The organism is Arenibacter troitsensis (assembly GCF_900177645.1).
GTDB classification, from domain to species: Bacteria; Bacteroidota; Bacteroidia; order Flavobacteriales; family Flavobacteriaceae; genus Arenibacter; species Arenibacter troitsensis.
Genome location: NZ_FXAO01000006.1, coordinates 191,854 through 205,110, shown reverse-complemented (window position 1 = coordinate 205,110; position 13,257 = coordinate 191,854). Strand labels below are relative to the sequence as shown.

9 protein-coding genes and 1 tRNA gene are annotated in these 13,257 nt (G+C 37.2%); 4 read left to right on the top strand and 6 right to left on the bottom strand.

The genetic code is table 11. The features are described 5' to 3' along the window. The first annotated feature begins 33 nt into the window (after positions 1 to 33). The 3 genes from trxA (at position 34) to B9Y87_RS14770 (ending at position 1,624) form a co-directional block, all read left to right on the top strand. The gene (gene trxA / locus B9Y87_RS14780; protein WP_031442126.1) at positions 34 to 351 is read left to right on the top strand and encodes a thioredoxin; all 318 of its coding nucleotides are present in this window, start codon (positions 34 to 36) and stop codon (positions 349 to 351) included. A gap of 195 nt (positions 352 to 546) precedes the next feature. Beyond that, entirely contained in the window at positions 547 to 1,476 is a 930-nt protein-coding gene (locus B9Y87_RS14775; protein WP_085499750.1) for a DUF58 domain-containing protein, read from the top strand. Between the two features lie 74 nt (positions 1,477 to 1,550). Next, positions 1,551 to 1,624, top strand: a tRNA-Asp gene (locus B9Y87_RS14770). A gap of 281 nt (positions 1,625 to 1,905) precedes the next feature. Here B9Y87_RS14770 and B9Y87_RS14765 read toward each other — a convergent pair. Both B9Y87_RS14765 and B9Y87_RS14760 read right to left on the bottom strand, forming a co-directional pair. Then, positions 1,906 to 5,376, bottom strand: a complete 3,471-nt coding sequence (locus B9Y87_RS14765; protein WP_085499749.1) for a glycoside hydrolase family 38 N-terminal domain-containing protein — start codon at positions 5,374 to 5,376, stop codon at positions 1,906 to 1,908. A 374-nt stretch (positions 5,377 to 5,750) separates the two neighbouring features. After that, complete coding sequence (locus tag B9Y87_RS14760) at positions 5,751 to 6,620, bottom strand: AraC family transcriptional regulator (protein ID WP_085499748.1); 870 nt, start codon at positions 6,618 to 6,620, stop codon at positions 5,751 to 5,753. Between the two features lie 383 nt (positions 6,621 to 7,003). On the opposite strand from B9Y87_RS14760, the gene B9Y87_RS14755 reads away from it, so the two are divergent. Then, entirely contained in the window at positions 7,004 to 7,432 is a 429-nt protein-coding gene (locus B9Y87_RS14755) for a hypothetical protein (RefSeq protein ID WP_085499747.1), read from the top strand. A 218-nt stretch (positions 7,433 to 7,650) separates the two neighbouring features. Here B9Y87_RS14755 and B9Y87_RS14750 read toward each other — a convergent pair whose 3' ends face one another. The 4 genes from B9Y87_RS14750 to B9Y87_RS14735 all read right to left on the bottom strand — a co-directional run bounded on the left by B9Y87_RS14750 (position 7,651) and on the right by B9Y87_RS14735 (position 13,193). Then, positions 7,651 to 8,424, bottom strand: a complete 774-nt coding sequence (locus tag B9Y87_RS14750) for an SDR family NAD(P)-dependent oxidoreductase (RefSeq protein ID WP_085499746.1) — start codon at positions 8,422 to 8,424, stop codon at positions 7,651 to 7,653. A gap of 1 nt (position 8,425) precedes the next feature. Continuing rightward, positions 8,426 to 9,802: a sugar porter family MFS transporter gene (locus B9Y87_RS14745; RefSeq protein ID WP_085499745.1), complete on the bottom strand. Its 1,377-nt coding sequence runs from the start codon at positions 9,800 to 9,802 to the stop codon at positions 8,426 to 8,428. 117 nt (positions 9,803 to 9,919) lie between these two features. Continuing rightward, a complete protein-coding gene (locus B9Y87_RS14740; protein ID WP_085499744.1) occupies positions 9,920 to 10,960 on the bottom strand; it encodes a mannonate dehydratase in 1,041 nt (346 codons plus the stop codon). Positions 10,961 to 11,009: 49 nt separating this feature from the next. Further along, entirely contained in the window at positions 11,010 to 13,193 is a 2,184-nt protein-coding gene (locus tag B9Y87_RS14735) for a glucosidase family protein (protein WP_085499743.1), read from the bottom strand. Positions 13,194 to 13,257 lie beyond the last annotated feature (64 nt).

The following is a 13,257-nucleotide window of genomic DNA, read 5'->3' as shown; positions in this document are numbered from 1 at the left end:
CTAAATTTGTATAATATTTAAAAATAACGAAACATGGCATTAGAAATAACAGATGCTACTTTTGATGAGGTAGTTTTAAAAAGTGATAAACCAGTAGTAGTGGATTTTTGGGCAGCATGGTGTGGTCCTTGTAGAATGGTAGGTCCTATTATCGATGAGGTTAGTACCGAGTATGATGGTAAAGCCGTTGTTGGTAAGGTGGATGTGGACGCCAACCAAGAATTTGCCGCGAAATATGGCGTAAGAAATATTCCTACGGTATTGGTGTTTAAAAACGGTGAAATCGTTAACAGACAGGTTGGTGTTTCCCCTAAAAAGGTATATACCGATGCTATTGATGCATTACTATAGCCTGCACTAATTCCCTAAGGGGAATATAAATAATAAAAAAATCCTGCTAACAGCGGGATTTTTTTATGCCCAATTTCCAAAAAAAAGGTGGAAGCTCCTGAAAACAGGAGTTGAATACAGCTTATTTAATCTGAGCTCCCAATTTTTGGGAGTATCTATTTTCCTATAAGTCAATATCTTCATTATCTTAGCTAAATGAACCTACAATCCGAACTACATAAGGCAAGTTTGTTCCAGAATCTGGAATTATTGGCAGGTCAGGTGGTGGAAGGATTTATCAGTGGTATTCATAAAAGTCCCTTTCATGGATTTTCCGCAGAATTTGCCGAGCATAAAATCTATAATAATGGGGAAAGCACCAAGCATATAGATTGGAAGCTGTTTGCAAAGACGGATAAGTTATATACCAAGCGTTACGAGGAGGAGACCAATTTACGCTGTCATATGATCTTGGACAATTCGGCCTCCATGTATTATCCGGAGGTGGGTACCCTAAGCCTTGACAATCTCAATAAAATTGGTTTCGGGGTTTTAGCGATTGCCTCGTTGATGAATATACTTAAAAGACAGCGGGATGCGGTTGGTTTAAGTGTGTATAGCGATCAATATAATTTCTATTCTTCCGAAAAGAGTAGTGAAAGGCATCACCAAATGTTATTGGCCAAATTAAGTGAGATTAGTCAGGAAACAAAACCTGCCAAGCAGACCGAGACCTATACTTATTTGCACCTGATTGCCGAAAAAATAAAAAGAAGAAGTTTAATTGTACTTTTTACGGACATGTTTCAATCTTCCGGGGATGACGCCCAGTTGTTCGAGGCCCTACGGCATTTAAAATACAATAAACATGAGGTTATCCTTTTTCATATCATGGATAAGGAAACGGAATACTCCTTCGATTTTGAAAATACCCCCAAGCGTTTTCTGGATGTGGAAACAGGGACGTATATAGATCTTTATGCCGATTCTGTAAAAGAAGTCTATGAAAAGGAGGTGGAGTCTTATTTTACAGAATTACGACTAAAATGTGCCCAATATAAAATTAAATATGTGGAGGTGGATGTAAAGGATAGTTTCTCCCTGATAATGAACACCTTTATGGTGGAGCGACAAAAATTTATGTAGAAACATGCATTATTTTTAAAAAATTGTTTGTGCAATTAAATAAGGGGTGTATATTTGCACTCGCTAAACGCCACGGTTCGGTAGTTCAGTTGGTTAGAATACCTGCCTGTCACGCAGGGGGTCGCGGGTTCGAGTCCCGTCCGGACCGCTTAGTAAACAAAGGCCTTCAAGAGATTGAAGGCTTTTTTGTTTTTGATGGGTACAACATAGGTACAACAATCAAGAATCAAAAAAACTAAGGAAAATAATGGAGGATCAAGTCCAAAATCGGGTTTTCCTTGTTTAAAAGTTTAAGGCGGAACAAAATTGTCCGCCTTAAACTAACATATTAGGTTACTCCTATGCTATTAAATGAACTTCTATCTAAGATTCTTATTTTGAATGTAGTCGTTTTAATCAATTTTGCAAAAGATTCATGGTATACGAGTATTATTCCCAACTAAGTTTGAAGAATTTACTTTCCAGAGCTTTCATGTTTAATTTTGAGGTTTCTTTAATTTCGTCTCCAATTACATTTGTTTCAAAATATTTGATGGTTTTTCCAGAAAAGATTTCTGGAATAAAGGAGCTTTCTTTACCGCTTACTTCTCTTAAATGAAGTATTATTCCATTTTCATCTTCTAACGGTGTCGCATTAACGATAAGAATATTATCTGGAATATTTGATAGGATTGATAAGGTATTTGTCGCTTTCTTTTCTAAAACACTTGCAGGGATTACTCTAGCTAAAAAAGGCACTCTGCTACCCCAGCCAAATTTGGTAGCCTCCTTATCACTGTTTTTGTCCATACTGGTTAATTGATATGTCCAAGTATACATGCCTCTTTGGTCTGCATTAAAGTTTGTTGTCCAATAATTGTTCATTGGCCAACTATACAAGTTATTACTTTGAGGTACGCCTTTATATTCAAATCGGCCTGTATTGATAGCTCCGAATTGCATGATTGGGGCTTCAGGGGATACCAATACAATTTGTTCCTTATCATTTTTAATTTGCACAAAATTTTGGACTGTATTCCAGTCATTGGCGGATCCAGGTACTTGGTCAACTCCAGCTTCCATTGGACCTCCAGATATTTCAAAATGTATTTTTCCTTTTTCTAATTCAAATGGGAAGGAAATATAAAAGCTTTCTGGATTGGTAATAGGCTTTTTCTTAAGTTCAAAATCAAAGTCTATTCGTTTTGTGGTATTATAAACTTTTAATTCTAGTGAAAAGGCGTCAGAATGATCGTAGGCCGTCTCTGTCTTTCCTCTAAATTTTATTGTGTTCCATATCTCACCTTCCCTTATTTCGGAAAGCCAAACGCTATCAAGAGGTTGTCGGGTATAATCCGTTAAGGGGCCGTTACTTTCACCGTTAGCAGTTCTATTGGTGAACAATTGGGCTCTTCCCCCTATTTTTTCCAGAATAAATTCACCTAGACTATATTCAGATTTTTCATCAATAATATTTTTAGCAAGATCTTTGTCATATATCTGCGATATGGTACCTTTAAGTTTATCAATTTTAATTGAATACCAAGGGTTGTCCAATAATATATGATCCTGTTTTTCTTGATAGTTCAAGTTTTTTTCCTGTTCACCGTGCCGATGCATTTCATCCCCATGTGAATGGGAGTGTTGTTCTTTATATACTTCAATGTCGAATTTTTTGTAACCAAAAGCTGGTATATTCTCTACCCAGGCGCCCCAATACGTTCCTCCATGCCAAGGTTTTAGTACTTGTACGGGGTATTTCTTCCCCTGCTCATCTACCAGGCGTATTTTACTTCCCGGAACCACTTGTTGATGATCTATAAAGATTTCTACCAATCCTTCACGTTCCCAGTTCAATGTATTGAATACTGCCAATGAAGGATTTTTGGTTTTCCCCATATATTCGCTTAGCAGACCTATAGCTTCTTCTCCTATCATGCTAGCTCGTCTAGAGGCTTCCCAGGCATATGATTCTTTTATTTCGCGTTGTTCCATGGTTGCCTTACTATAAGGTTGACTAACACTTTCTTGTGCCCCAAAAGTATGTTCTCCATAAAATAATAGTGCCTTATTGGCTTCAAATACGCGTCCTTTTATACCCTTGGGCATTTTTGAACCTAAAAGCTTGGCCATGGCCAAACCTCCTTGGCCTGCAATAAGATCTACATGGGCATTTCTTGTTGCTGCAACTTCTCTAGCACCCGAAGCAAATCCATCAGTCCACCAATCTGGCCAGTGGGCTTTAACTTCAATAAGCTCTTTCCCGTTTTTGTTTTCGAATTCTTCAAAAAAATCACTTGCAATCGCTGTTTTAATTTTTGGCCATTCATATTTCTCATTCCATTTTTTTATTAGGCCGCTGGATTTAATTGAAGGAGGAGAATTGTCTGTCATAAAACCTGAATGCTGTATTGCGGTAATATCGTAGGGATAGCCTCTTTCATCAAGTTTAATTAAATAATTAAGCAGACCTTTTTCGAAATCTTCAAAATTATCTGTGTGAACACCAAAGGTATTTCCTTGCATATAATGTTCTGCCCTGAATGTCAACATTTTATTGCCTGAAGGAGAAACCCACCAGAATGCCAAAGGCGTATCAAACGATATCAATGCCTTGTGACCATGGGTTCCCATGGTTAAATATTTTATATCCAAGGAATTAAAATAGTCGTTCATGCACCATGCAATACCATTAACATCATTCTGCATAGCAGATGTGATTTTTATTCCTTTATCGGAAATATTTTTTATTGGGGCCAAAGAAGCTGCCAACGACTGCTCGTCAGGAAGTTCGTTAAAGTTAAAATACATACCTGTCACCTCAATTCTTCCTTCTTTAATCCGCTGCTTTAATCGGTCTATTTGGGTCTGAGATCTACTGTTTAAGAATTCGTCCACTGCCCATGAGGCTTCACAGGTCCATCGAAACTTTGATTCTTCAGGGTAATCATCGGTAGCATCGCAATAATCCAGTGCATAATCTATGTACCGGGGATGTTCTGCCAAAATCTCTGTTTGTGACCTAGTGTACCCAATATCGGTATGGGAATGTTGTACAAAATTGACTTTCCACTTCTTTACAGGTTTGAGTCTTATTTTTGTAATCATAGGCTCCTTGCCGGCATCCAGTTTTAAGGTAATAGTTTTTTCTTTATATACTTCAGGGTAGGAAATCTTCAAGGTTTGTATTCCTGGTTCTAAATCGATGATTCTATCCAGTTTACCATCTATACTTAATTGTGCTTTTACAGGTTCCCTAAAAGAAATGATTTCTGTTAATAAGGTTTGATATTTTTTATTCTCAGCGGATCTGATCAAGGCTGGTAATGCCGTTACCTTAATAGATTCAGAAAGGTCTCTTTTGAAGACCATAAAATAAGTTTGGGACTCCTCGTTGTTCCCTGTTAACCCTAGTTTTAGTGAAGTTCCTGGTTTTAGGTTTTTGGCGGGTACGGTATAATAGAGGTAACCAAAATAACCATGATTATTATCTTCATGAACCTTTTCGAAACTTAATTTTTGATCGTTTTTAAGAGCTAACGTCCAACTCGTTTTTTCCAGTCCCGGAAGAGCTATTTCTGTTTGTTTTTCACCATCAACATAAAAGTTGAAAACAGACCCAGGCCTATTCGCATAATATCCAACATAATGTACAAATGTAACTTCTCCGTCTTTGTTTTTTAGTGAAACGGGAGCCGTTGACCATTCCATTTTTTGATTTCCGGCATCCACTCTAGAAATAAGTGTTGATGTTAATCCTTCTATCCCGGATGGATACTGTAATTCGTTGCCAGTTACTTTTTCTTGGTAACCAGATATGAAGGTTTCATTAACCTTAGGGCTCCTTTGGCCATATATAGCCGTACAATTAAAAATGATAAACAGCCATATCTTGACCTTTAATAATTGATTTAATGTCATGTGGATAAATTTTATTTGGTTTTACTAGTTAAGTGTGCTAAAAATATTCTGCATGATCAGTCCATTATAATATGCCCATTTAGAAAGATAATATGGTGTTCAGATTTTAATGGCATGCTGGAATATACTTTGTAACTATTATTAATTTTGCATATAATTAATGTTTAGGAAAGATTTTCAGCTTTCCATATTCATACGGCAAACATTACAAAATTAGAAGATAAATGAGCTTGTTTTTAAAGCTGTGTTTTCCAATTTTGAATGAATATTAACTATATTGTCCATGAAAAAGTTGTAGGATTGTAAACAACCGTTTGTTGACCTATTTTTTTTGGATTTTATCTTTATATAGAATTTAAGAGATTAAAGCAGTTTTAAATCCCTTTGGCATTTATGTATTGAGAAGGAGTTAATCCGTTATTAAACTCTTTAAATTTGGAATTGAAGTGCTGCACGCTGGGAAATCCTGATTTCTGCGCAATGTGGCCTATGGATCGCCGCTTATCTTCCAACAACATTCGTTTTGCGTTATTTATTCTATACTCATTCAAAAATGCAAAAAAGGATTTCCCGGTCTTCTGTTTAAAAAGTCGGCAAAAGGAAGGCTTGGTTAGGCAGGCCATATCGGCCATTTCTTGAAGGGAAATTTTATTTTCAATGTTATTTCTGATATAATCGAATATTTGATTCATTAAATCAAAATCTCTATTGCTTAGGTGAGGAGTGTAGCCAGGACTGGCCAAAAGATTGTAATCAGTTGCCTCTGTCAGTTCTGATAAAAGATTAAATACGGCCGACCATTTACGAAGCCCATCCCTTTTATGAATTTCCATTAACAATGGTGAGATTTGTGCGCTGGTCTTTTTGGAAAATGAAATCCCTCTTTCCGCTTGTTTAAAAAGCTCTACTAGGGTCTGTAGTTCTAAAGTATCTGCAAAAACCCTTTTTATAAAATCCTCCGGAAACTGAAGCACGATAGCTTGGCTCACTCTTTTGCTATCTTCCAAATGTGATTTATTGTTCTGCCACAAATGAGGTAAATTGGGACCTACTAAGACCAAATCTCCTTCTTTAAATCTTGAGGTGTGGTCTCCTATATATCGGATTCCGTCACTTTTAAGAATTAAGGTCAACTCAAACTCCGGGTGAAAATGCCATGGATGATCAAAAGCTGGAAGATCGATAAAGGAACAGTGCAATGGGGCCTTTGTGTCAAATATTATTTTATAGAACGAGGCTTTCATTTAATGAGCAACTTAAATTAGGTAAGGTTTTAATTAACTGTATCTGACTAGCTAAAAATGAATTAAATCATATCATGAGTTGTGTAAAAGTGGAATGATTAAAGAAATAACCTGACTTTTTCTAAATATACTTAAAAAATCTATTCAATGTTAATATCCATTCTAAAAAGGTTAAAAACTATGAAGGAGCCTTTCTCCCAAATATATAACTTGCAACCATTATAAAAGAATTAATATTTATTTGGTCTCTATCAACGAATGCAATTCAGAAATATAATACTGGATATATAAATAGAAGTAATTGCCACAAGTTTAATTTTAGCTAGGCATCTTTTTTGATCAGTTCATTGAATGATTAAATTTGCCGATATTTCAAGTAAGCCATGAAAAATAGTAAAAAACTTATAGAAGAGTATAGTCATAGTGGTAAAGGTTATAATCCGTATCTAATTGGCCCAAAGTGGCAAGTTGCACAATTAAACTTTATGCCGGAACTAGCGCCGGATGCAATTAAAAAAATTGATGTTCACCATAACACTGATGAAACATTCTTATTGATGGCAGGACAAGCCGTATTAATTGCCGCCAAGATAAATAATAAGGAGCTTTCTTTCGAGGTTATTAATTTGGCGCCAAAAAAATTGTATAATATTCCTAAGGGATGTTGGCATAATATAGCACTTTCAACAGATGCCGAAGTTTTAATTACAGAGGATGCCAATACCCATTTGGGGGATTATGAATTTTATTATCTGAACCAAGAAGAGCAGACGGAGTTAGGTCTTCTAATACAGTCGGTTTGGAGAAAATAAATGGATTCTGTTTGGATATTCTGTTACCATATTGACGCCTTATCTCATTTGGACATCATAATTTTAAATCAGTAAACTGGCAATATAACAAAGAGGAGTTTTTATTAGGTCTTTGAATAGACAAAGAAATAATTAAATTCCTCTTTGTTCAATATTTTAGACAAATCCGATGTTTACAACCTAGAATAGGAGTCTTAGGATTCATTTTCAAAAAAAAATTATCCCATGTATCGGGGTAGGGTACATAGACCTCCATCCACTTTCATGTCATCACCAGTTATAAAACTAGACTCGTCCGAAGCTAGAAAAACAGCAGCCATTGCTACTTCCGTAGGTTTTCCGAAACGTAGCATTGCTGCTTGCCGTTCCGATTCTTTGCTGTATTTTTCTCCCTCTGTTTTAATTCTTTCGGTAGCCATGGGAGTCAATATCGCTCCAGGGGAGATAGTGTTGAAGCGAATGTTCTTGTTCCCAAATTGGCCTGCCAATTGATTGGTCATGGAAATCATACCTCCTTTTGCGGTAGCATAGGCGGTCCAATCATCCCAACTTCGGTGGGCTTGGCCTGAGGCTATATTTATAACACTTCCCATTTCGACAGAAAGCATATAGGGCATGCAGGCTTTTGTACATCTGAAAACCCCTTTTAGGTTTACATTCATAAGCAGGTCCCAGTCCTCATCGGGCATTTTGGTAATATTTCCGGAAATGGAAATAGCGGCATTATTTACAAGAACATCAATTTTGCCGAAACTTTCTATACAGGTTTTGACCATTTCATTTACCGAATCCGTATTGCCAACATCACAAAATAGTGGTAATGCATGTTGATTTTGTTTTAAAAGCTCATCAGCCTCTTGCCTGCACTTTTTATCATTAATGTCAGCCATTACAACTATGGCCCCTTCTTTTGCGAAGGCTCTGCTAATAGCAAGGCCGATACCATCGGCGGCTCCTGTAACTATTGCGACTTTATTTTTTAATCGTCCCATTTTAATTTCTTTTTAACCAATAATTTTCAATTTCCTCTAAAGTTTTTCCTTTTGTTTCTGGTAGTATCCTTATGACCATAAAAAGTGCTGGAACCATAAATGCAGCAAATAACCAAAATGTGCCATGTGGCTTAAGGTTTTCCAATAGCCATGGGGTCATTTGCCCTATAAAAGTGGCTCCCACCCAAACAGCCATAGTAGCTATGGACATAGCTGCTCCACGAATCTTCAGTGGGTATATTTCGGAAAGCAAAACCCATAAAACTGGACCAAAAGAAAAGGAAAAACAGGCAAGAAAAGCAAGTATAAAGGTCATTAATAAATACGTGTTATTCACATCAAAATAAAATAATAGACCTACTACTATTAATGATATCAGTATTCCTATTATCCCATATATCAACAATGGTTTTCTTCCAATATCATCTACTTTCCAAAGTGCAATAAAAGTAAACAATACGTTAACCAAACCAATGAGTACTTGACTTCCTAATGCTTCACCTAACTGTAGACCACCTTCCTCAAGAATTTTTGGGCCGTAATAAATTATGGCATTGATACCGCTTAGTTGACTTAAGACAGCCAATGAAATTCCTATAATCATTGCCAGTCTAAAGGGTCCTGAAAAAACCGATTTAATACCGATAGATTTTCTTGAAAGCACTTCTTCAACATTTTTAATTTCGTTATCTGCTTCATCCTCTGTCATAAACCGGAGCAAGATATTTTTAGCGCGTACCGTTTTTCCTTTAGTTGCTAGCCACCTTGGGCTTTTGGGTATAGTCAATAATAGCAAAAGAAAAACAGCAGCTGGTATAATTTCACTGCCTAGCATGGACCGCCATACTTCAGTAACAAATATTTTATGCCCCAAACCACTTGTTGTGTTAAAACTGTCTGAAGTTGAAACAGACAATAAATAAGCATTGGCAAAATAGGCGAACAAAATACCTAAGGTTATTGCCAACTGATACAATGCAACCAATTTACCACGGTTTTTAGCTGGTGCAATTTCAGAAATATAGAGTGGGGATAACATGGATGCAACCCCTACCCCTATTCCTCCAAGGAGTCTATATATAACTAAGTTGTCAAAGGAAGTAGACAGCGTGCATCCAATGGCAGAAGCTGCAAAAAACAGTCCGGATGCTATAAGCATATTCTTTCGGCCATATTTATCACTAACTATCCCAGCTACTAAAACGCCAAATATTGTACCTATAAGTGCGGAACTAACATACCAACCTTCCATTACCGTACTCAGGTTAAATTGGGTCTTCACAAAACCAATGGTTCCAGATATTATTGCTGTATCATAACCAAAAAGAAAACCACCTAGCGCAGCGATTAAAGCCAAAAAATTCACATTACTTTTCATTTGTTAACGTATTCGTTTGGTATTTGTCTGTTCCAAATTATATTCTCATTTCTTTATTGCGACTGTAATTTGTTACTAGAATCATAATTTTATGAGTCCAGGAAACATTTTCAGGTGTTAATCCAATGCAGCCATTATACCCTTGATATAGCCAATGGTAAAAGATCTTCCTCTTTCTTCCCAAGAACCATCTCCTATAATTTTTGGTACATGTCCAGGCATAATCATTCCTTTAAAACCAACTTCTTTTAATTTCTTCAGTACTTTAACTGGGTCATAATATCCTGGCATGTCAACAAACACTTCGTTAAACTTTTGAAGATTATCAGAAATGGCATTGGAAACGGTTTGAAAATGTACATAAATTAGCTTATCCTGTTTTCCAAAATATTCAGTTACCTCATCAATATCTTCTCCCATTTCAGAAAAATTACCCAAACAGTACTGTAGGCCATGGTTTTCACTTTTTACAAGGTCCATCGCTTTCTTATATGCTTCAAAACTTCTAAACAATTGTGGAACACCGGCCAAACTTGGTACTGGTGGGTCGTTTGGATGAAGTGCTAAGGTGACTCCTGCTTCTTCAGCTACTGGCAATACACCTTCTAAAAAATATTGATAGTAATCCCACATTTCTTCCTCTGAAAAAACACGGCCATGGGATAGTGGTGCATTCTTAAAATCTTCAAGATTTACACTCATAGCTTGTGCCCCTCCTCTAATTCTATAAGTCGTGGATGAACGCCAAACACCTGTAGGTGTCCATGCATATCCCAATACCGGAATACCTGCACGACCCATATTGGAAATAGTTTCTTGAACGTGTTTTAGTTGCTCATCTCTACCTGGTTGTCCCAGCATTATTTTATCATAAAACGTCCATGGCATGTTTTCTAAGGCTAGTAATCTAATACCCGCATTTTCCACGGTATTACGAAGCATCAACAAATCTTTATACTCCCATTGATGATCACCAGGTAGCGGTAAAGAATCAAAATTAGTATCAATAAGGTTGTTCTTGTACATGTTCAAAATAATCTCATCAACGCCTAATTGCTTAATGAGCGTAAGCTTCTCTTCTGTAGGGTGCATAAATGAGCCAAACCCAGGGCGCATTGGTAAGTTTGCCCATTTTTCTGTTTTAATAAGTCTTTTCATTGATAGTTTCTGATGTTTATAATATTATTATAATTGTTAAATTATAGAGTTAAAGGTTAATGATTACCGATTCCCCGTAGAATTTAGTTTCAATAAGGGTATCATTCTCGTATACCGAAAAAGTCTTTTTTTCAAGTTTAACCCCATAGCTTTTTCCTCGGTACATAATGTTTTTCATTTGAGCTGTACCTATGTCCTCATTATTGATAGGTTGGAACGTTAAAGTATTGCCTTCCATTTTTACACCGAAGGTCCCGAATATAATAGCTTCCATTCCGGCACCTGCCGAAATCTCTAAGGGCATGGAAGAACGGTCTTGTTCAGGTCTATCAGTTCGCGCATTTTGTGGCAAATATGGGAAATGATCAATAGACCTTATGTGTCTTTTGAGGACATCCCAGCCCTTTCCGGCAAACCCTTGTTGATAAAGGTATTTTGAAGCTCTACCGGGTAATCCTAAATATTGGCCACCACCGCCCCAATCAGAATCAATCATATCCCAATGGACTTTGTCTTTTGGAGCTATGGAATACACCCCGAATTTCCCTAAAAATACGCCTTCCTGGAGGTGACTGACTAGTCTATTTACTTGGTAATCAGGTAAATAATCTGCACCTAACAAATCAAAAAGATGAAACGTCCAAATGGTTCCCTTTGTTCCATCGGGGTAAAGGTTGTCGAACCATCCTTCCTTCTCATTCCACATATATTTGTTGACCAAGGAATTCAGTTTTTCGGCATCCTTTACATAAGTCTGACTTAGTTTTTTCTCATTTCTTTTTTGCGCCCAATCGGACATAGTGTACAATAGATCAATGGTCAAGGTGTTGGTTATTGGAATGGCGTGGTTGTACCCATCGGTCCGTATTTCAATAATCTTTTCAGTATTGTAGCCCACATCGATCAGACCAAGTTTGTTGGTATAATTGGTTTGAAGTTCGGTTACCCATCGCTGCATCCATTCCCAAACGGAAAGACCTGCCGCCATTTCGTCAAAAATTGAATAATCATTGGTATGGCGAATGTAGGCCTCTATCATTATTTGAAGTGCAAATGGTTCTTGAATGTAAAGATTGTCCCATTTGGCGCCATTCCATCCCACATAAGTTCTTTTTAACTGCACTTCTTTAAAATCGGTTAAAATGGCTTGTTTTAGGCTTTCAGAATCTAGCATGGCAATAACATCCGAAGCATAGGAGGTATCCCAGCTAATAGTATAAGGCCATGTGCCTACTGCCCAAAACACATCGGAAATGTAATTGGGGTTTTCATAACGGCTCATTAAAACCGACAGCATACAGCGATAGTAATATTCTTCCAATTGCTTATTGGAACTTTTAAGTTGGGGTAGCTTGGAGTAGGCCCAGGAAAGCATTTCCCGGGTCTTTTTATCAGCAGCTTCCATGCGTTTCAGAATGTCTGTCTGAACTATTTCTGGATCAGGTTGGTCCGTTTGGTAAAATTTAATAGCGAAATAGTAGGTTTTGGATTCACCGGGCTTTATACTTATTTCAAATCCTTTGTCACTGACAGTTTCTATATTGGATGAAACACGGGCACGTGCCCCTTCGCTTCCAACAGTAAAACTGTCAATTTTGTTAACTTCAGTAGCAACCTCTTTGCCACGTACCAACATTTGCTCGGCAACTTGGTTGGGCTCGAGGGTCATGTTCAAATCCTTGGAATTTCTGTTGGTCAGAATCAGTTTGATAAATACCTCATCGTCACTGAATGAGACGTTCGTCCAGCTTTCCAACGAGAAACTTACCCATTTTTGGTCGTATTCTTTGTGAAATGTCCCTGTCCTATGACTGGAATTGGGTTGCCAATTTTCGTCTTGTGTAACCACGATGGAAGGAGAATTTGGTCTGAAGTTGGAGCCAAGTGGATCATAACTTCCGCGGTCATCTATCCATGATTTCCACTTAACAGGAACATCATCCTCGATTAATCGTCCGGTAGCCTTGTCGTGAAAGTTTAGGTTAAAATGGTAGAACTCGGACTGTATGGGCAAGAAGTTGACATTCGTGAACTGTGTTACGCTGTACTGTCTTGGACTTATAAAACCACGATAGTTGATGAGCAAGGTCTGGTAGTCATCAAAGGCCATTTGCTGGCTGTTCATGGCGTAGTATTCAGGCTCTGCAGGAGTTGGTATAGTCTGTGCTGATACCTGTTGATTTGCACAAATCAAAGCAATTAAAGCTAATATTGACAATTTACATTTTTTCATATCATTGAGAGTCTTTAATATTTATTTTTCTATTAGTTGTTCTAAAATTTATATGCAAGCTGTT